Genomic DNA, 19,808 nt, shown 5'->3' on the forward strand with positions numbered 1-19,808 from the left:
ATTTACGCGTCTTCGCCGAAGGCGTTTTTGAACCATTCGATGGCGTTGCCGGTGAAGGCTACCACATCGAACCGGCAATCCACAGTGTCAAAGCTGCCATTATGCCGGGCAAGCCACAACTGGGCAGTGTGTAATAATTTTTGTTGCTTGGCCCGGGTCACGCTGGCGGCGGCACCGCCATAGTGGGATGACTGGCGGTAGCGCACCTCAATGAACACGATGGTCGGGCCGTCCTGCATGATAAGGTCAATCTCACCGCCGCGTCCGCGAACGTTGGCGGCGATAAAACGCAGTCCCTTGCGCTCAAGCCAGCGCCGCGCCTGTAGTTCGCGCGCGTCGCCGGTCTGTTTGCGGGTTAGCTGGCCGGAACGATCTGTCCCTGCTGGTATTTGAGCCATGATAACTTCCTGTTAATCACGCAGTCCTGAGTAGCGGTGAGATCGCCCGTATTGCCGTTAAGGGTGAAGCCCGGCACCTGGCGCATCTGGGTGAAGTGGTTCGCCAGCGCCCAGGCATCCACGCCCATGGCATACAGACGCGCCAGCGAATAGTCGTTACGTACGCTGCTGAGCGCCTGCTGCATCAGCTCCGGATTAGCCCCTGCGAGCATCGGGATTTCGCTGTACTGCAGCCCCTCCATCTCCAGGCGGAAGTCCGGGCCTGCGGTGCCCTGCGCGCTGCGCGAGCTGGCATACAGCGACACGCCTGTCTGGCTGCCGTTACGCATGGCGATCATCGGTTTGATAAAGGCGATCTCTTCCGGAGTAGCGACGATGTAAGCTGCATCCACGTTGCCGCCGCCGCTAATCTGCGCATCCGTTGGCGGCGCCGGGATAGTCAGGCCACCGATAGTCACGCTCTGCTGCTGCGGCAGGCTGGCAGTGACCGGGCTACCGCTAAGGGCGATACCCGCTCCGCCGTTGACGCCTGCGCGAAGTTCTGAGGCTGAGCCAAATTTCTGCTGCAGGACAATGCCGCCGCCGAGCAGTTGCCACTCCTGGGCGAAGGCGGTCGCGACGCGATCGCCCAGCTGGCTGCGCGGCGTCAGCAGAAGAGGGGCCTGCTTGCCTTGTTCATGGATATGGCGAGCCGCATCGCGGGCTTCGTCTTCTGGCGACAGGGCGAAGTAGCAAACGTTAGGCAGGTTTTGCACCTGTTCTGGCTGGTTCAGGGCCAGCACGTTCAGCGCTGTCCTGCTTCTCATCAGCTCTTCGACGTTGTTTTTCAGCAGCGGGCCAACCACAATGCTGGCGCCATCCTGCTGCACCTGATTCAGCACCTGGTCGAGCGGCTGGTTGCTGGTGTCGTACACTTTTATCTCGGCAGAGGGGTTTGCCATGGTCTGCGGCTGGGCGACGGTTTGCGGATCTTGCGTCGTAACCGGCGCCTGGACCGGATCCTGTACGCTGCCTTCCGGCACGGCAGCAGGCTGTGAGTTAGCTGGCTGAGAAGTGTCAGGAGCCTGCACCGGATTCTGAAGCGTACCTTCCTGGGTTGCGACAGGCTGGGTGGCGGTCAGATCGTTGGTTTCGGCTGCAGACGGGCTCACGACATCACCGGCGTTGGCCGCCTGGGCGACCTGGGCGGGAACCGCGCTGCCGGCGACGGCGACGGTGCCGTTTCTCGCGGCTTCAAACCCCTGCTGGATGGTGCGACCAAAGACGGCGGCCTGGCCACCCAGCGGCAGCAGAAGGGCAATTTTGCTGGTGGAGGCAGGCTTGAAGTTCTGCACGTTAACCAGCTGCGTTGGCAGCATGGTTGCCCCTGGGTTGTTTGGGTAGCGGGTTTGCCAGTCTTTGATCCCGGCTTTGAGCATATCCGGATCGTTGCGGTTATCGAACCAGACGCGCTGCAGATCCAGCCAGCCCTGAAGCACATTTTCGTCGGCGTTGATCACCAGCGCATTAGCCTGATCGGGATTCATGGCAGAGAGCGTCTGCCAGGTGGCGTCGATGTTTTTCTGCTTTTCAGCGGCGGAGAGCAGCGGCTCCTGGGCAATCAAGGCCCGCAGCAGCGTCAGGGAAGGACGCCCCTGCTCTGCGGCAATACTGACCTGCCAGAAACGCGCCTGCTGGTTTTTATCCAGCGCGCTGATGTCGATATTGCCGAGGATTGTCTTTGCCCCTGCAACATCTTTTTGCGCAATTTTCAGTTCTGCGGCCAGCAGGGATTGCTCGCGACGCTGGGTATCGGTCAGATCCTGCGGCAGCTGGTTAAACAGATCGGCGGCGTGCTGGGTTTTACCCTCTTTCAGCAGTGCACGAATGGCGAGTAATTGCCAGTTGATCCTGGTATCATTCGAGCTCTGCTCCATCTGGTGCAGATAGAAGCCGGAGTCAGCCTGGGCTGTACCCTCCATGTGGGCAGCACTTTGATCGGGCGCCTGCGTACCACAGCCAGCAAAGATCAGGGCTGCCAGCACCAGCGGAAGGCTGCGCGTGACTTTATTATGAAGAAACGTTAAGGGTACCATACTGTATCCAGTGATATTTTTTACGCAATGCTCAATATTAAATCGGCAATACGGATGAAACAATGAAACAACACGAAACGGCAGATAATTCTCAGGGTCAGCTTTATATTGTACCTACTCCTATCGGGAATTTATCTGATATTACCCAACGTGCGCTCACCGTATTGCAAGGCGTTGATCTTATTGCAGCTGAAGATACCCGCCACACCGGCCTGCTTCTGCAACATTTCGCCATTAATGCCCGTCTGTTCGCTCTGCACGATCATAACGAGCAACAAAAAGCCGACACGCTGGTGGCGAAACTGAAAGAGGGGCAGAACATCGCTCTGGTGTCCGATGCCGGCACGCCGCTGATTAACGACCCGGGCTATCACCTGGTACGCACCTGTCGCGAGGCGGGTATTCGGGTTGTGCCCTTACCGGGGCCATGCGCCGCCATTGCCGCCCTGAGCGCGGCGGGTCTGCCGTCTGACCGCTTCTGCTACGAAGGCTTCCTGCCCGCTAAATCCAAAGGCCGTCGCGACGTGCTGAAGGCGCTGGAGGCCGAACCGCGTACCCTAATCTTCTACGAGTCCACCCACCGTCTGCTGGATAGCCTGGAAGACATGGTTGCCGTCTGGGGTGAAGCGCGTTACGTGGTGCTGGCGCGTGAGTTAACCAAAACCTGGGAGACCATCCACGGCCTGCCGGTTGGCGAACTGCTGGCATGGGTGAAAGAGGATGAAAACCGCCGCAAGGGCGAAATGGTGCTGATTGTTGAAGGGCATAAAGCCGAAGAAGACGCCCTGCCTGCGGATGCGCTGCGCACCCTCGCGCTGCTGCAGGCCGAGTTGCCGCTGAAGAAGGCGGCCGCGCTGGCGGCGGAGATCCACGGCGTGAAAAAGAACGCGCTGTATAAATACGCCCTGGAGCAGCAGGGGGAGTAAGCCAGTGAGCCGTTATCAACCACCTTTACCCTATTTTAAGCCAATGGCGTTCGGAACTGGCCTGGCTACCCGTGGAAAAGGTGATCCACTTCCAGCAGATCCCTGGTCAATGCGATAAGACAAGCGACTGCACCGCATTTATAGCGTTTATGCTGCAAAATCTCGCCGATGCGCTGCGTGAAGTTATCGCGGCACCTTGTGCAGTGTCGGAAGAAATGTCGGAATAGACGATAACCACGTCGGCATCGCATGTGCTGAGAGGCGCTTTATTTAATCTCCTTCTGCCTCAGGGCAAAAAAAAGCATGGCCGAAGCCATGCTAAAGAGGTTTACTGCAAACTCAGGTCACCGGTGCCGGGTTAAATACCGCCAGCTGGTTGTGCAATCCCCACTGATCGGAGAAGGTCTTTTTACGGCCGCTTGCCACGTCAAGGATGAAGTGGAACAGCTTCCAGCCCACATCCTCGATGCTCTCTTCTCCGGTGGCGATGGTGCCTGCGTTGATGTCCATCAGATCGAACCAGCGGTTGGCAAGCTCGGTGCGGGTCGCCATTTTAATCACCGGTACCGCCATCAGGCCGTACGGGGTGCCACGACCGGTGGTGAACACCTGCACGGTGATCCCGGAGGCCACCTGCTGGGTGCCGCAGACGAAATCACTGGCCGGGGTGGCGGCATAGATCAGGCCACGTTTCGTCGGACGCTGGCCCGGGGAAAGCACCTCAACAATGGCGCTCTTGCCCGATTTAGCGATGGAGCCCAGCGCTTTTTCTACCACGTTCGCCAGACCGCCTTTTTTGTTGCCCGGAGACGGGTTAGCGCTGCGGTCGGTTTTGCCCATATCGAGATAGTTATCGTACCAGGCCATCTCTTCCAGCAGGCGTTTGCCCACCTCTTCGTTGATGGCGCGCGGCGTCAGCAGGTGGATCGCATCGCGCACTTCGGTCACTTCCGAAAACATTACCGTGGCGCCACAGCGCACCAGCAGATCCGAGGCATAACCCACCGCCGGGTTGGCCGTGACGCCCGAGAAGGCATCGCTGCCGCCGCACTGCATCCCCACCACCAGCTCTGAGGCCGGGCAGGTTTCACGCTTGCGCTGGTTCAGTTTTGCCAGGTGGCGATCCGCAACCTGCAGAATGTCATCCACCATTGAACGGAAGCCGACGTGCTGCTCGTCCTGCAGACGCACGATGCTGGCGTCGTCCACCGGGATTGCCTGCACATCTTCGGTGCCCTGCAGCAGTTTTTCCGGCTGCAGCTTCTCGCAGCCGAGGCCGACAACCATCACTTCGCCGCCAAAGTTCGGGTTGAGGGCGATATTGTGGATGGTGCGGATAGGAACAATCGCCGCCGGGGCGTTAATCGCCACGCCGCAACCGTAGAGGTGGTTCAGACCCACCACGCCGTCGACGTTCGGGTATTTAGGCAGCAGATCGCGCTCGATGATCTTCACCACGAAATCGACCACCCCTGCCACGCAGTGCACGCTGGTGCTGATGCCGAGCAGGTTTTTGGTGCCCACACTGCCGTCCGCATTGCGGTAGCCTTCAAAGGTGTAGCCTTCCAGCGCTGGCAGCGGCTCCGGCACGCGGGTTGCCAGCGGCAGAGTGTTCAGCGGCGGGGCTTCCGGCAGGGCGACCAGAGATTCATCAATCCAGCTGCCACGGGGGATCGCGCGTACGGCATAGCCAATGACTTCGCCGTAACGCACGATTTCGCCCTGCGCCGGGATATCGACCAGCGCCACTTTATGGCCTTGCGGAATATGCTCAATCAGCTCAAGCCCGTCCGGGAAACGCGTTCCGGCTTTTAATCCCTGATCGTTAACAATAATCGCCACGTTATCAGTGTCGTGCACCTTAATATAAAACGCGGTCGGCGACGTTTGACGAATTTCGATGTCGGCCATTGTCCAGTATTCTCCAGCGAGTGGGGGATAATTAATTCGTAAAAGAGTACGTATATTTTCTTGTTATAGGAAATAAAGACTCTGCTCAGTGGAATAAAGAATGTCAGGCGTGAGCAGTTAATAATGTGATCGCGATCACTCATTTTTGACGTTAGCCTGCGTACAGGGGGAGTAATGGTGAAATCTGTGCATTAGCGCCCAGAGTGTTGGGCATATGCTCAAACTAATATTCATTACTCACTCGATAATTGAGCAATACCACAATGCGCGGTCAGGGGGGCTTGATTATACTCATTAACGATTTCATGGATCCGGTTAATTAACCGCGATTGTCTGTTATTAGCAAAATAATCAGGAATGCTCTTTCTTAAAATAATAAAAATACTTTCATTGATGTGCCAGAGGAAATAAATATGTTGCTGGATACTACAGTTGAAACAAAAAAGGGTTTCCCTACCCGTTATTTAATATTGCTCATCATCTTTATTGTTACCGCCGTTAATTACGCCGACCGTGCCACGCTCTCTATTGCCGGAACGGAAGTGGCAAAAGAGCTGCAGTTAAGCGCCGTATCGATGGGCTACATCTTCTCCGCCTTCGGCTGGGCCTACCTGCTGATGCAGATCCCCGGCGGCTGGCTGCTGGACAAGTTCGGTTCGAAAAAGGTCTACACATACAGCCTCTTCTTCTGGTCGCTGTTCACCTTCCTGCAGGGGTTTGTCGATTTCTTCCCGCTGGCATGGGCGGGCGTCTCGATGTTCTTTATGCGCTTTATGCTCGGCTTCTCTGAGGCGCCATCCTTCCCGGCTAACGCCCGCATCGTGGCGGCCTGGTTCCCGACCAAAGAGCGCGGTACGGCATCGGCGATTTTTAACTCCGCACAATACTTCTCGCTGGCGCTCTTCTCGCCGCTGCTTGGTTGGCTGACCTTTGCCTGGGGCTGGGAGCATGTCTTTACCGTCATGGGGGTGATTGGTTTTGTCCTGACCGGCCTGTGGGCGAAGTTTATTCACAACCCAACCGACCATCCACGCATGAGCGCCGATGAGCTGAAGTTCATTAAGGACGGCGGCGCGGTGGTCGATATGGACCACAAAAAGCCAGGCGACAAAGCGGCCAGCGGTCCGAAGCTGCATTACATCAAACAGTTATTGTCTAACCGCATGATGCTGGGCGTGTTTTTCGGGCAATACTTTATCAACACCATCACCTGGTTCTTCCTCACCTGGTTCCCGATTTATCTGGTGCAGGAAAAGGGGATGTCGATTCTGAAAGTGGGTCTGGTGGCTTCCATTCCGGCGCTGTGCGGTTTTGCTGGCGGCGTACTGGGCGGCGTATTCTCGGATCATCTGATTAAGAAAGGCAAATCGATCACCCTAGCGCGTAAACTGCCAATCGTGCTGGGTATGCTGCTGGCCTCCACAATCATTCTGTGCAACTACACCAATAATACTGCGCTGGTGGTGGGGCTGATGGCGCTGGCCTTCTTCGGTAAAGGGTTTGGTGCGCTGGGCTGGCCGGTGATTTCCGATACCGCGCCTAAAGAGATTGTCGGCCTGTGCGGTGGTGTGTTTAACGTCTTTGGCAACGTAGCGTCAATCGTCACTCCGTTGGTGATTGGCTATCTGGTCAGTGAACTGCATTCGTTCAACGCGGCGCTCCTGTTCGTAGGGTGTTCGGCGCTGATGGCGATGTTCTGCTACCTGTTCGTAGTGGGTGACATCAAACGTATGGAATTGCAGAAATAAGCAAAGGTATAAGCGATGAGTAACGATATTTTCCCAAACAAATTTAAAGCGGCCCTCGCGGCACATCAGATTCAGATCGGCTGCTGGTCCGCCCTCGCGAGCCCAATCAGCACCGAGGTGCTGGGACTGGCAGGTTTTGACTGGCTGGTGCTGGACGGTGAACATGCGCCGAACGACGTCACCACGTTCATCCCGCAGCTGATGGCGCTGAAAGGCAGCAACAGCGCGCCGGTAGTGCGCGTGCCGACCAATGAGCCGGTGATCATCAAGCGTCTGCTGGATATTGGTTTCTACAACTTCCTGATCCCGTTTGTGGAGAATGTCGAAGAGGCAGTGCAGGCGGTGGCTTCCACCCGCTACCCGCCAGAAGGCATCCGCGGCGTGTCGGTTTCCCATCGCGCCAATATGTTTGGCACCGTGCCAGACTACCTCGCGCAGTCGAACAAAAATATCACCATCCTGGTACAGATTGAGAGCCAGCAGGGCGTGGATAACGTCGATGCCATTGCCGCCACTGACGGCGTAGACGGCATTTTCGTCGGCCCAAGCGATCTGGCGGCGGCCTTTGGTCACCTGGGTAACGCCGGTCACCCGGAAGTACAGCGCGCGATTCAGCACATCTTTACCCGCGCCAAAGCGCACGGTAAGCCGTGCGGTATTCTGGCGCCGGTTGAGGCCGATGCCCGCCGCTATCTGGAATGGGGCGCGACCTTTGTCGCCGTTGGCAGCGATCTTGGCGTGTTCCGCTCCGCCACCCAGAAATTAGCTGATTCTTTCAAGAAATAACCACCACCACTGAATAAAGAGAGACGCAATTATGACACTGAAAGTTGGTTTTATTGGCCTGGGTATCATGGGTAAACCAATGAGTAAAAACCTCATCAAAGCAGGTTACTCACTGGTGGTTGCAGACCGTAACCCGGAAGCTATTGCCGAAGTGATTGCCGCAGGCGCGGAAACGGCCACCACGGCAAAAGCCATTGCTGAGCAGTGTGATGTAATCATCACCATGCTGCCAAACTCCCCACACGTGAAAGAGGTGGCGCTGGGTGAAGGCGGCATCATTGAAGGGGCGAAACCTGGCACCGTACTGATCGACATGAGTTCTATCGCGCCGCTGGCGAGCCGTGAAATCAGCGACGCGCTGAAAGCCAAAGGCATCGACATGCTGGATGCGCCGGTGAGCGGCGGCGAGCCAAAGGCCATCGACGGCACCCTGTCGGTAATGGTGGGCGGCGATAAGGCGATTTTCGACAAATACTACGACCTGCTGAAAGCGATGGCTGGCTCTGTCGTGCATACCGGTGAGATTGGTGCGGGTAACGTTACCAAGCTGGCAAACCAGGTCATCGTGGCCCTCAACATCGCGGCGATGTCAGAAGCGCTGACCCTTGCCACCAAAGCGGGCGTTAACCCGGACCTGGTGTATCAGGCGATCCGCGGCGGCCTGGCGGGCAGCACCGTACTGGATGCGAAAGCGCCGATGGTGATGGATCGCAACTTCAAGCCGGGTTTCCGTATCGATCTGCATATCAAGGATCTGGCGAACGCGCTGGATACCTCCCACGGCGTAGGCGCGCAGCTGCCGCTGACCGCGGCGGTGATGGAGATGATGCAGGCGCTGCGTGCTGATGGGCTGGGAACGGCAGACCACAGCGCCATCGCGTGCTATTACGAAAAACTGGCGAAAGTGGAAGTCACTCGCTAACAAAGACGGGCGCGGGAACGCGCCCGCTATTTTTGCCTTAAGCGGTACAGGCTATAACTATGAAAATCGTAATCGCCCCTGACTCTTATAAAGAAAGCCTGTCTGCCACCGAGGTAGCGCAGGCAATAGAAAAAGGCTTTCGGGAGATTTTTCCCGATGCAGAGTATGTTTCGGTTCCCGTTGCGGATGGCGGGGAAGGAACGGTTGAAGCGATGATTGCCGCTACCCAGGGCACGATGCAGCACGCCGTGGTGACGGGGCCACTGGGCGAAAGCGTCAATGCCTGCTGGGGTATCTCTGGCGATGGCGTGACGGCGTTTATTGAGATGGCAGCGGCAAGCGGACTGGCACTGGTTCCTCCGGCACAGCGTAACCCGTTAATCACCACCTCCCGTGGCACCGGCGAGCTGATCCTCGCGGCTCTCGATAAAGGCGCACGCAATATCATTATTGGTATTGGCGGCAGCGCGACTAACGACGGCGGCGCAGGGATGGTTCAGGCCCTCGGCGCAAAACTGACGGATGCCAACGGCACCGAAATCGGCCACGGCGGTGGCAGCCTGATGGCGCTGAACAATATTGATATTTCGTCCCTCGATCCGCGTCTCAAAACCTGCGCCATCCGGGTGGCCTGCGATGTCAGTAACCCACTGACTGGCGATCAGGGCGCATCCCGCATTTTCGGCCCGCAGAAAGGGGCGACAGAAGCTTGCATCCTCGAGCTCGACAACAATCTTTCTCACTACGCCGATGTGATTAACGCCTCGCTGCGTATTGATGTCAAAAATGTGCCCGGCGCGGGTGCAGCAGGCGGAATGGGCGCCGCGCTGATGGCGTTCCTCGGTGCGGAGCTGAAAAGCGGCATCGAAATTGTCACCCAGGCGCTGAATCTCGAAGAGCATATCCACGACTGCACCTGGGTAGTGACCGGTGAAGGGCGCCTGGACAGCCAAAGTATTCACGGCAAAGTACCGGTGGGCGTGGCGCGCGTCGCCAGTAAATATCATAAACCGGTGATTGGTATCGCCGGCAGCCTGACCAGCGATGTCGGCGTGGTTCATCAGTATGGTATCGACGCGGTGTTCAGCGTCCTGACCAGCATCAGCACCCTGGAACAGGCATTCCGCGGCGCGTCTGACAATATTTATCGCGCCTCGCGCAATATTGCCGCCACCCTGCAGATAGGGATGCGCACGGAAGGGTGACAGCGGCGTGCAAACCCTCTATACTGCGCGCCGAAGCTGACCAGACAGTCGCCGCTTCGTCGTCGTCCTCCATTGGGGGAGACGGGCGGAGGGGAGGAAAGTCCGGGCTCCATAGGGCAGGGTGCCAGGTAACGCCTGGGGGGGAAACCCACGACCAGTGCAACAGAGAGCAAACCGCCGATGGCCCACGCAAGTGGGATCAGGTAAGGGTGAAAGGGTGCGGTAAGAGCGCACCGCGCGGCTGGTAACAGTCCGTGGCACGGTAAACTCCACCCGGAGCAAGGCCAAATAGGGGTTCACATGGTACGGCCCGTACTGAACCCGGGTAGGCTGCTTGAGCCAGTGAGCGATTGCTGGCCTAGATGAATGACTGTCCAACGACAGAACCCGGCTTATCGGTCAGCTTCAACTACTTTTAAACAAAAACCCCGCTTCGGCGGGGTTTTTGCTTTATGTCTCAGACCTTCATTGATGAATATGTGATACAGACGAGGCACACCAACGGTTGTTCTGTTCCGGATATTTTAAAAATGTGCAACCGCTACAACCTTCATTTCACACCACACATTTATGGCTTTACCTGTGTCACCAGGTCGAAAAATTGTCCTACAGCAAAAGCTTTAACATCGTCGACAGTGAGTAAAACTCCAGATTGAGTGGTGTTTATCGAATGTTACCGCTTGAAATTTCCCTTAAGTAAGATCCTTGTTTTATATGTGGTTATTGCTTGTAAAATGACCGCCATGATTATTTCAATACTAAGTAGAGGGATTTATGAAACAGTACAACAATGATCTCATCCCAGAAATTCTGGCAAGCCTGAAAGACCCAGACTTCACCCCTGAACAAACCGCTGAAATGCCCGAAGATGCCCGCAAAATTGTCATGCAACAACTGGCATTACAACCACGTCCTGTTACTACCGCGTAAAATATTACTTCGATGTCAGCCAGATCCTGACGGCGGAACAGCGTGCAGAAGTCAGATCGCAAATCGCCCAGGCGCTGAGCGAATAAGCTGTCAGTGACGTTCCAGTCATTAGTAACCCGCGCATGTGGCGGGCTTTTTATTCTTTGAAGTGCATCACAATGAGAAGGTTTTCTCCGTTTATTTTTTAAATAGAGTATTTTTTTCTTTTTTTACCTAAATACCACACTAACGTTGTGATTTTTTTCTCTTCCTCCCCGGATATGATATTTCCATACCAATAACCAGCGCCTGCACCTCTCTGGCTCATTATCGCTAATGAGCAGATATCCATAAAAAATAACTGTTTACCCTACAAAATAAGCGAGTGCCTAATGGATACGGCGACAAATAATAGCGTGATTGTGAACGACTCACCGGCCGCAAGACGGGCAGGAATGAGTGAGAGTGAATGGCAAGAAGCGATTAAATTCGACAGTAATGATACCGGTTGGATAATCATGAGTATCGGCATGGCCATCGGTGCCGGCATCGTTTTTTTGCCGGTCCAGGTTGGATTAATGGGCCTGTGGGTTTTTTTACTTTCTTCCATTATTGGTTATCCGGCGATGTACCTGTTTCAGCGTCTGTTTATCAATACGCTGGCGGAATCGCCGGAGTGCAAAGATTACCCGAGCGTTATTAGCGGCTATCTGGGTAAAAACTGGGGCATCCTGTTAGGCGCACTCTATTTTGTCATGCTGGTTATCTGGATGTTTGTCTATTCCACGGCAATAACCAATGACAGTGCCTCTTATCTGCATACTTTCGGCGTAACGGACAGCTTGCTGTCAGAAAACCCTCTCTATGGCTTATTACTGATCTGCATCCTGGTGGCGATCTCGTCCCGGGGTGAAAAACTGCTGTTCAAAGTATCAAGCCTGATGGTGCTAACCAAGCTGCTGGTGGTGGCGGCACTGGGGATCTCGATGATTGGCATGTGGCACCTCTATAACGTTGGGACGCTACCGCCGATGGGTTTACTGATCAAAAACGCTATTATTACGCTGCCGTTTACCCTGACCTCGATTTTGTTTATCCAGACGCTCAGCCCGATGGTGATCTCCTACCGTTCCCGCGCAAAATCTATCGAAGTGGCAAGATACAAAGCTCTGCGGGCAATGAACATCGCGTTTGGCATTCTGTTTGTGACGGTCTTTTTTTACGCGGTCTCTTTTACCCTGGCGATGGGGCATGACGAAGCGGTCAAAGCCTATGAACAGAATATTTCCGCCCTGGCAATTGCCGCGCAGTTTATTAGCGGTGATGGCGCGGGTTGGGTAAAAATCGTCAGCGTTATTCTGAATATCTTCGCCGTAATGACGGCTTTCTTTGGCGTCTATCTCGGCTTCCGTGAAGCAACGCAAGGCATAGTGATGAATATCCTGCGCCGTAAACTGCCGGCGGATAAAATCAATGAATCCACCGTTCAGCGCGGCATTATGGTATTTGCCATACTGCTTGCATGGAGCGCCATTGTATTAAACGCGCCCGTGCTCAGTTTCACCTCTATCTGCAGCCCTATTTTCGGCATGGTGGGCTGTTTAATTCCGGCGTGGCTGGTCTGTAAGGTGCCTGCGCTAAATAAATACAAAGGTGTGTCGCTGGTGATTATTATTATCACCGGCCTGTTGCTTTGTGTTTCTCCTTTCCTCGCGTTTTCCTGAAGTACAATAAAGGTCGTAACGATGTCTGAGCAAATGAACCCTTTATGGAATCTGTTTATTCACGCGGTGCAGGAAGAAGTTAAACCTGCCCTGGGATGTACGGAGCCTGTGTCGCTGGCGCTGGCCTGTGCCATCGCGGCTGAACAGTTAAGCGGAGAAATTACGCGAATTGAGGCGTGGGTTTCACCGAACTTAATGAAAAATGGACTGGGTGTGACGGTGCCGGGTACCGGCATGGTTGGGCTACCTGTTGCCGCTGCGCTGGGTGCGATTGGGGGTAACCCCCGGGGCGGGCTGGAGGTTTTAAAAGATGCTTCGCCCGAGGCGATTACCCGTGCTAAAGCGTTACTGGCGGCGGGAAAAGTGCAGGTAAAACTGCAACAACCCTGCGACGAAATCCTCTATTCCCGCGCCACCGTTTATGCCGGAGCGGAATCGGCAAACGCTACCATTGCCGGAGGGCATACGCGGGTCGTGCAGATCGGCTATCAGGGCGAAACACGCTTCATGCTGGATGAGCAACAGCAATGCTCTGACAGCGATCCGCTGAAGATGCTTTCGGACACGTCGCTGTCGCAAATTCTGGCATTTGTTGAGCAGGTGCCGTTTCCCGCCATTCGTTTTATTCTGGAAGCCGGGCGTTTGAACGACGCGCTATCCCGCGAGGGATTAACGGGCAAATGGGGGCTTCATATTGGCGCGACGTTGCATAAACAGCAGGCGCGTGGCTTTATCGACCAGGGGTTAGGATCGGAAATTATCATCCGCACCAGCGCCGCGTCAGATGCCCGGATGGGCGGGGCGACGCTGCCCGCCATGAGCAATTCCGGCTCGGGTAATCAGGGGATCGCTGCAACAATGCCTGTTCTGGTGGTGGCGGAGTATGTCCAGGCTGATGAAGAAAGACTGGCGCGGGCGCTGATGCTTTCGCACCTGTCGGCAATTTATATCCATTACCAGCTTCCTCGCCTGTCGGCGTTGTGCGCTGCGACGACCGCGGCCATGGGCGCGGCAGCAGGTATGGCATGGCTGCTGGATGGGGGCTATAAGTCCGTCTCAATGGCAATAAGCAGTATGATTGGCGACGTCAGCGGCATGATCTGTGATGGTGCAGCCAACAGCTGTGCTATGAAGGTGTCAACCAGCGTGGCAAGCGCCTGGAAGTCCGTAATGATGGCGCTTGATGATTGTGCTGTGACTGGCGACGAAGGGATTGTGGCGCACGATGTTGAACAGTCCATTGCCAATCTGTGCTCGCTCGCATGCCGTTCGATGCAGGCGATCGATCGGCAAATCATTGAGATAATGGCAGAGAAGGCATCCTGAAATAACGGCCTCTCCCTGGAGGAGAGGCCGTCTGTTACACAGGTAAATCAATTAACAGCGCGCGCAGCGGCGTATCGGCCACCAGGGTGATATTCGCCTCGTCGCGGATAAACGCCCCATCCCCGCAGGTCAATGCTTCGCGCTCTTCTGCTGGCGTCTGCGCATGTACCGTGCCGTGGATAGATTGCAGGTAGGCACGCGGGCCGTGCAGCTGAAAACTCAGACGCTCCCCTTTGTCCAGCTCGATATGATGCAGCCACACCTGCTGGCGCAGCTGCAGGCTGCCTGCGCTGCCATCCGGCGAGGCCAGCAGCTGCTGTTTAGCATCCAGTAGATCGATCTTCTGTAGCGGCGGATTTTCCCGCTCCGGGCAGGCATCCAGCCACAGCTGCAGGCGCGTGAGCGTCTTATCTTTGCTGAGGTTATGTTCGCTATAGCTGGTGCCAGGCTGAGTGGCTATCAGCAATGCTTCACCGGCTTTCGCCTGGACATGGTTACCCTCGCTGTCGCGGTACTCTGCTTCGCCTTCAAGGATCAGGTTCAGGATATCCACTTTTGGATAGGTACGCGGCTGGAAAGAGGCCCCCGGGGCGAGTACTTCCTGGTTCAGTACGCGCAACGAGGCATAGCCCAGCAGTTTCGGGTCAAAGTAGTGTCCAAAGGAAAAGGTGTAGCGGGCCTGCAGCCAACCGAAATCGGCTTGTCCGCACTGCTTAGCTGTTCTTGTCGTAATCATAAAACTTGACCTCTCTTTACACTAAAACAATGGTAAAGGTATGGACGCTGCATTGTTAGCCAGATATTCTGCCCGGTATGTTCAAATTTCCTGAATGAGAACGCCATGGCTAAAGAGAGAGCATTGACCCTTGAAGCGCTGCGAGTAATGGACGCCATCGATCGACGCGGCAGCTTTGCGGCAGCAGCAGATGAACTGGGGCGCGTGCCATCTGCCCTGAGCTACACCATGCAGAAACTGGAAGAAGAGCTGGATGTGGTACTGTTTGACCGCTCCGGTCATCGAACAAAATTCACCAACGTCGGGCGTATGCTGCTGGAGCGCGGGCGCGTGTTGCTGGAAGCGGCGGATAAACTGACCACTGACGCCGAAGCCCTGGCCCGCGGCTGGGAAACGCATCTGACTCTGGTGACCGAAGCGCTGGTGCCTACCGCGGCGCTCTACCCGCTGGTGGAGCGTCTGGCGGATAAAGCCAATACCCAGCTTTCCATTATCACCGAGGTGCTCGCCGGGGCGTGGGAGCGTCTGGAGCAGGGCCGGGCGGATATAGTGATCGCGCCGGATATGCACTTCCGCTCCTCGTCCGAGATCAACTCCCGCAAACTCTATACCGTGATGAATGTTTATGTCGCCGCACCGGATCACCCGATTCATCAGGAGCCCGAGCCGCTGTCTGAAGTGACCCGCGTCAAATATCGCGGCGTGGCGGTGGCCGATACCGCTCGCGAGCGGCCGGTATTAACCGTTCAGCTGCTTGATAAGCAGCCGCGCCTCACCGTCAGTACGCTGGAAGACAAGCGTCAGGCGCTGCTGGCCGGGCTGGGCGTGGCCACCATGCCGTATCCGTTTGTCGAAAAAGATATTGCCGAAGGGCGTCTGCGGGTCGTAAGTCCGGAGTACACCAGTGAAGTGGATATCATTATGGCGTGGCGTCGCGACAGCATGGGCGAAGCCAAATCCTGGTGTCTGCGTGAGATCCAGAAGCTGTTCACCCAGAAGTAAAATACAGGCCCGGCAGGCGTAGCGCCGCCGGGCAATTTCTCAGCCTTTCGGCAACGGATCCGGCCCAAAACGGTTTTCACCTTCCGTGCCGCGCTGGCAGTTAAAGATTAATATCACCAGCCAGCCGACCAGCGGGATCAGCACCAGCAGCAGCCACCACGCCGACCGGTCGGTATCATGCAGCCGGCGAAACAGCACCGCCCAGGACGGCAGAAGCACCAGCACGCCATACAGAGTGGTGAGAACGCCTTCGCCGCCAGCTCGCTCCCAGCCCAGCATCTTGTCGATCAGCCCCAGCACGCAAATCAGAATGAAGTTCACCAGGGTGAACATCCAGAACTCTTTGCGGCGAGCGCGACCTTTAAAACCCACATAATTTCTCAGAACTTTTAGATACCAGTCCATGTTTTGCAGCCTCAGTAGCGATTAATCACTTGTTTTCTAAGCGATCAAATAAAGCATAGACGGGAATAAAAGGAGGGTAAAGGGCGCCAGAAAAGCGCCCCTGAGGCTTAGCCGAAGCGGACGTCCCGGCCGTGCGGTTCGTTCAGATCCTGCCACGGGCCAATGGAAATAATGCCCGTCGGGTTGATGGTTTTATGGCTGCGATAGTAGTGGTTGCGGATGTGATCAAAGTCGACCGTCTCCGCAATACCCGGCATCTGATAAATATCGCGCAAGAAACCGTACAGGTTGAGGTAATCGCTGATGCGGTGTTTGTCGCACTTGAAATGGGTCACATAAACCGGGTCAAAGCGCACCAGCGTGGTCCACAGACGAATATCGGCTTCGGTGAGCTGGTCGCCGGTCAGATAACGGTGCTGGCCGAGGATCTGCTCCAGCCGCTCCAGTGAGGCAAAGACGTTGGTCACGGCTTCGTCGTAGGCTTCCTGGCTGGTGGCAAATCCGGCCTTATAGACGCCATTGTTTACGTTGTCGTAGATCCAGCTATTCAGGTCATCAATTTTATCGCGCAGCGCGGGCGGATAATAATCGCCAGCCCGTGCGCCGTGAGCATCAAACGCGGTGTTGAACATGCGGATGATCTCGGCCGATTCATTGCTGACGATAGTCTGATTTTTTTTGTCCCACAGTACCGGAACGGTGACGCGGCCGGTGTAGTGCGGATCGGCACGCAGGTAGAGCTGGTAAAGAAAATCATGGTGATAGAGCGTGTCGCCGGTCGCTGCCGGGAAGTCGTCACCGAAGGTCCAGCCGTTCTCCAGCATCAGTGGATGCACCACTGAAACGGGGATGAGTGATTCCAGCCCCTTCAGCGCCCGGACGATCAGCGTGCGGTGCGCCCACGGGCAGGCCAGAGAAACATAGAGGTGGTAACGATCTTTCTCTGCCGCAAAGCCGCCTTCGCCGCTTGGGCCAGGCGCGCCGTCGGCGGTGAGCCAGTTACGGAAGGCCGAAACAGAACGTTTGAAACGTCCCCCGGTTGATTTGGTGTCATACCAGGTATCCTGCCAGACGCCGTCTACGAGTTGTCCCATCTATTCCTCCTTAGATAGCAAAAGCGAGGAGAGATCTCCTCGCTTTTGGATTCAGTATAGCGTGCTTACCACTTCTTATTCAGGACGCGGTCAATGCTGTATGCACCCGGACCGGTGATGGCCAGCAGCAGGTAACCCCCTGCGATGGTAAGGTTCTTCATGAACATCAGTGAGTTCACCCCTTCCGCAAAGTTGCTGTGGAACAGGAATGCGGTCAGCAGCGTGAAGCCTGCGGTAAACAGCGCGGTAGTACGGGTCAGGAAACCGAACAGAATCGCCAGGCCACCACCCAGTTCAAGCAAAATGGTCAGCGGCAGCAGGAACCCAGGAACGCCCATTGCTTCCATATACTGTTGCGTACCCGCGTAACCGCCGATTTTGCCCCAGCCTGCGGTAATAAACAGGATTGGCATCAGAATGCGCGCTACCAGTACACCAACATCTTCTAATTTTTTCATCTTACTCTCCAGGGAACCACTTGGGCTGTAAATACTCTTTATTGTGCAAAATCGGGCGGATGCCGCGGTCTCGCTGTCGATGGAGAGAATCATAAACGGGGCGAATGTCGATTGTTAGCAAGGAATACTGTCAATCTTCATCAAAGATATTGAGTAACAGGAGACAGGAGAGGGGGTAAAAGTAAAGCGCCCTTAGGCGCTTTACCGGTGTAGCAGGCTAAATATCAGTGCGTTTCGGATTTGCGAAGCTGTTGCTGGGTAAGGGTGGTTTTAACCAGCTTCCAGGCGCTCCAGATACCAAATCCACGACGCGCCCAGCGGATCAGCCTGTTCGGATGCCGGACAGCCTTCACCGCCAGAATGCTGCTACCCACCAGCGCCCAGGCGCGCAGGTTGAGGAACATATTCCATCCGCGGTCGTAGCTATGCGTCGCTTCCAGCCACGCACGGCTGCCAGCTGACAGATCCAGCCGTTGCTGCTGGATCTGGCTCAGCAAAAACGCCTTTTCTCGCTCACGTTCCGCTCGGCTTCTGCTCACTTTTTGTCATCCTCCAGCAACGACCGGTCGTTGGCCAGTTCCTTACGGGTATGATGTAACAGGGTGGAGTGGCGCACTTTGCGCATCGTCCAGATTCCCCCTATCAGGGCGGCAAGCAGCAGCACCACGGTGGTGCCAATCATCACATTGAGACGATACTGCGGATCCACTGCCCAGATAATCAATACCATCAGGCTCATCAGGCCAAAGGCGGCGAAGAGCATAGTCAACCCGAGCATCAGTAGCAGCTGGAAGAGGTTCGCTTTCTCTTCTTCCAGTTCAACCACCGCCAGCCGGATACGCGTCTCTGCGATGCCGACCAGTGTGGTCAAAATCCGCTGTCCGATACCGAGAACGTTTTTTGCGGGACCTTGTGGTTGACGTGAATCTTCCATAATTAACGTCGCGTAAGCAGCATGCCGATGACAACGCCAACCGCAGCGCCGATACCCACGCCGGCCCACGGATTCTCACGCACGTACTCATCGGCGCGCGCGGCGGCCTCGCGGGTCTGTTTCGCCAGCTCGTCGCCGGTTTCTCCCAGACGGTAGCGGCTCTCATGCAGGGCCTGCTCCGCTTTATGGCGCAGTTTGCTCAGCTCATCTTTCGACTTATTGCCCGAGGAGCTCAGCACCTCTTCCAGGGTATCCGCCAGGGACTTCAGTTCAGCGCGTAAATGGTCTGACGTGGTATCTTTTGACATGATTCTCTCCTGTTGAGACGTCCGTTAAATCAGTAATCGCGAGACTCCAGCGCTTTTAGTTCGTTCTGCGCCTCTTGCAGTTTATGCTCACGCTTAGCAATTTTATCTGCATCGCCTTTCTCCTTTGCCTCCGCCAGATCCCGACGGCGTTCCGCAATCTCTTCTTTCTGTTCGGCAATCTCGCGCTGGTGATCGGCGCGAAGCTTGCTGTCGGAACAGTTAGCTTTGACTTCGCTCAGGGCTTTATTCAATCCGTTGATTCGGCTCTGATTGTTATGCTTTTCAGCGTAGCTTATCTCGCGTTGGATCTCCTGTTCCTTCTCCTGACAAAGCGATAAAGCGAACGAAGCTGTGCTTAAAGAAAAAAGGGCGAGGCCCAGGGCGATGCGGTATTTCATTGTTGAAACCTTCCATTGTTTTTCGACATAACCTGCGGAAATGTCGATTTCCAGAGTCGTGCGGAGTACGAGTGAGAGGTGCTCCGCGTACTTAAGCATAGTAAGTAAACGGTGATATCACCAAAGTGAGTGAAAAGATTCAGAATAGTGGAAATTTAGCCTAACAGACGCGAGGTATCACGCAAACGCGTCAGCCAGACAGCCGTTTTATTGTCATCATCCTGTTGGGCAATGATGTAACCATGCGGCAGGCTGCGGTCGAGTACCTTCTTCGCGGCAGCGCTCTGCACGCTGGAGTCAAAGGTAATCAGCAGCACGTCTTTCTGCGGGGTAATGCTTTTAAACTGTATGCCGTTGGCATCCAGATGGTGCCAGATGGAGAAACCATCCGGCATGCTGACGCCCTGATTGACGGCGCGGATCGCCAGCGTCGATTCCTGTTTTTGCAGCGCCGCCCAGGCCAGTAGCAGGGCGCTGAACATAACCAGCGCGACCATGACGTAAGAGAGACGACGCAGAGATGCGTTTGGATTGGCCATTACG

General features: G+C 55.6%; 21 protein-coding genes, 1 other RNA gene and 1 pseudogene. 11 read left to right on the forward strand and 12 right to left on the reverse strand.

Annotated features, from left to right (window positions below):
- Positions 1-2 precede the first annotated feature (2 nt).
- Both MXM41_RS17950 and MXM41_RS17955 read right to left on the reverse strand, forming a co-directional pair.
- A complete protein-coding gene (locus MXM41_RS17950; protein ID WP_325933447.1) occupies positions 3-398 on the reverse strand; it encodes a YraN family protein in 396 nt (131 codons plus the stop codon).
- Positions 356-2,473, reverse strand: coding sequence for a penicillin-binding protein activator (locus MXM41_RS17955; RefSeq protein ID WP_325933448.1), 2,118 nt, complete (start codon positions 2,471-2,473; stop codon positions 356-358). The genes MXM41_RS17950 and MXM41_RS17955 overlap by 43 nt, the downstream gene beginning before the upstream one ends.
- Positions 2,474-2,535: 62 nt before the next feature.
- On the opposite strand from MXM41_RS17955, the gene rsmI reads away from it, so the two are divergent.
- Entirely contained in the window at positions 2,536-3,399 is an 864-nt protein-coding gene (rsmI, locus tag MXM41_RS17960) for a 16S rRNA (cytidine(1402)-2'-O)-methyltransferase (protein WP_325933449.1), read from the forward strand.
- A gap of 32 nt (positions 3,400-3,431) precedes the next feature.
- Positions 3,432-3,623: pseudogene (locus MXM41_RS17965) on the forward strand (Fic family protein); the annotation flags it as partial.
- 115 nt (positions 3,624-3,738) lie between these two features.
- Here MXM41_RS17965 and garD read toward each other — a convergent pair.
- Positions 3,739-5,310: a galactarate dehydratase gene (garD, locus tag MXM41_RS17970; protein ID WP_325933451.1), complete on the reverse strand. Its 1,572-nt coding sequence runs from the start codon at positions 5,308-5,310 to the stop codon at positions 3,739-3,741.
- A 413-nt stretch (positions 5,311-5,723) separates the two neighbouring features.
- On the opposite strand from garD, the gene garP reads away from it, so the two are divergent.
- From garP to MXM41_RS18010, 8 genes are all read left to right on the forward strand, one after another.
- Complete coding sequence (gene garP / locus MXM41_RS17975; protein WP_325933452.1) at positions 5,724-7,058, forward strand: galactarate/glucarate/glycerate transporter GarP; 1,335 nt, start codon at positions 5,724-5,726, stop codon at positions 7,056-7,058.
- Between the two features lie 15 nt (positions 7,059-7,073).
- The gene (gene garL / locus MXM41_RS17980) at positions 7,074-7,844 is read left to right on the forward strand and encodes a 2-dehydro-3-deoxyglucarate aldolase (protein ID WP_325933454.1); all 771 of its coding nucleotides are present in this window, start codon (positions 7,074-7,076) and stop codon (positions 7,842-7,844) included.
- Between the two features lie 31 nt (positions 7,845-7,875).
- Positions 7,876-8,766, forward strand: a complete 891-nt coding sequence (garR, locus tag MXM41_RS17985; RefSeq protein WP_325933455.1) for a 2-hydroxy-3-oxopropionate reductase — start codon at positions 7,876-7,878, stop codon at positions 8,764-8,766.
- A gap of 59 nt (positions 8,767-8,825) precedes the next feature.
- Positions 8,826-9,971: a glycerate 2-kinase gene (gene garK / locus MXM41_RS17990; RefSeq protein WP_325933457.1), complete on the forward strand. Its 1,146-nt coding sequence runs from the start codon at positions 8,826-8,828 to the stop codon at positions 9,969-9,971.
- A gap of 32 nt (positions 9,972-10,003) precedes the next feature.
- Positions 10,004-10,382, forward strand: an RNA gene (rnpB, locus tag MXM41_RS17995) — RNase P RNA component class A.
- Between the two features lie 363 nt (positions 10,383-10,745).
- Positions 10,746-10,901, forward strand: coding sequence for a hypothetical protein (locus tag MXM41_RS18000; RefSeq protein WP_325933458.1), 156 nt, complete (start codon positions 10,746-10,748; stop codon positions 10,899-10,901).
- A gap of 371 nt (positions 10,902-11,272) precedes the next feature.
- The gene (locus tag MXM41_RS18005; protein WP_325933460.1) at positions 11,273-12,604 is read left to right on the forward strand and encodes a hypothetical protein; all 1,332 of its coding nucleotides are present in this window, start codon (positions 11,273-11,275) and stop codon (positions 12,602-12,604) included.
- 21 nt (positions 12,605-12,625) lie between these two features.
- Positions 12,626-13,930, forward strand: coding sequence for a serine dehydratase subunit alpha family protein (locus tag MXM41_RS18010; protein ID WP_325933462.1), 1,305 nt, complete (start codon positions 12,626-12,628; stop codon positions 13,928-13,930).
- Positions 13,931-13,964: 34 nt separating this feature from the next.
- On the opposite strand, the gene MXM41_RS18015 is transcribed toward MXM41_RS18010, so the two are convergent.
- Positions 13,965-14,666 (reverse strand): pirin family protein, encoded by a 702-nt coding sequence (locus tag MXM41_RS18015; protein ID WP_325933463.1) that lies wholly within the window; start codon positions 14,664-14,666, stop codon positions 13,965-13,967.
- Positions 14,667-14,771: 105 nt separating this feature from the next.
- On the opposite strand from MXM41_RS18015, the gene MXM41_RS18020 reads away from it, so the two are divergent.
- Positions 14,772-15,668: a LysR family transcriptional regulator gene (locus MXM41_RS18020; protein WP_039031688.1), complete on the forward strand. Its 897-nt coding sequence runs from the start codon at positions 14,772-14,774 to the stop codon at positions 15,666-15,668.
- Between the two features lie 39 nt (positions 15,669-15,707).
- Here MXM41_RS18020 and MXM41_RS18025 read toward each other — a convergent pair whose 3' ends face one another.
- From MXM41_RS18025 to mzrA, 8 genes are all read right to left on the reverse strand, one after another.
- Positions 15,708-16,073, reverse strand: a complete 366-nt coding sequence (locus MXM41_RS18025; RefSeq protein WP_325933464.1) for a DUF805 domain-containing protein — start codon at positions 16,071-16,073, stop codon at positions 15,708-15,710.
- A 107-nt stretch (positions 16,074-16,180) separates the two neighbouring features.
- Positions 16,181-17,167: a glutathione S-transferase family protein gene (locus MXM41_RS18030; protein ID WP_325933465.1), complete on the reverse strand. Its 987-nt coding sequence runs from the start codon at positions 17,165-17,167 to the stop codon at positions 16,181-16,183.
- Between the two features lie 65 nt (positions 17,168-17,232).
- Positions 17,233-17,625 carry a DoxX family protein gene (locus MXM41_RS18035; RefSeq protein ID WP_032614333.1) on the reverse strand — a complete coding sequence of 131 codons (393 nt, stop codon included), beginning with the start codon at positions 17,623-17,625 and terminating at the stop codon, positions 17,233-17,235.
- 224 nt (positions 17,626-17,849) lie between these two features.
- Positions 17,850-18,164, reverse strand: a complete 315-nt coding sequence (locus MXM41_RS18040; protein WP_325933466.1) for a YqjK-like family protein — start codon at positions 18,162-18,164, stop codon at positions 17,850-17,852.
- Positions 18,161-18,559, reverse strand: coding sequence for a phage holin family protein (locus MXM41_RS18045; protein WP_039031693.1), 399 nt, complete (start codon positions 18,557-18,559; stop codon positions 18,161-18,163). Before MXM41_RS18045 ends, MXM41_RS18040 begins: the two co-directional genes overlap by 4 nt.
- A 2-nt stretch (positions 18,560-18,561) precedes the next feature.
- Entirely contained in the window at positions 18,562-18,867 is a 306-nt protein-coding gene (locus tag MXM41_RS18050; RefSeq protein WP_325933467.1) for a YqjD family protein, read from the reverse strand.
- 29 nt (positions 18,868-18,896) lie between these two features.
- Positions 18,897-19,265, reverse strand: coding sequence for a DUF1090 domain-containing protein (locus MXM41_RS18055; protein WP_325933468.1), 369 nt, complete (start codon positions 19,263-19,265; stop codon positions 18,897-18,899).
- A 155-nt stretch (positions 19,266-19,420) separates the two neighbouring features.
- Positions 19,421-19,804 (reverse strand): EnvZ/OmpR regulon moderator MzrA, encoded by a 384-nt coding sequence (mzrA, locus tag MXM41_RS18060; RefSeq protein WP_325933469.1) that lies wholly within the window; start codon positions 19,802-19,804, stop codon positions 19,421-19,423.
- Between the last annotated feature and the right edge of the window lie 4 nt (positions 19,805-19,808).

It is taken from the genome of Leclercia adecarboxylata (assembly GCF_035787115.1).
GTDB lineage: Bacteria > Pseudomonadota > Gammaproteobacteria > Enterobacterales > Enterobacteriaceae > Enterobacter > Enterobacter adecarboxylatus_E.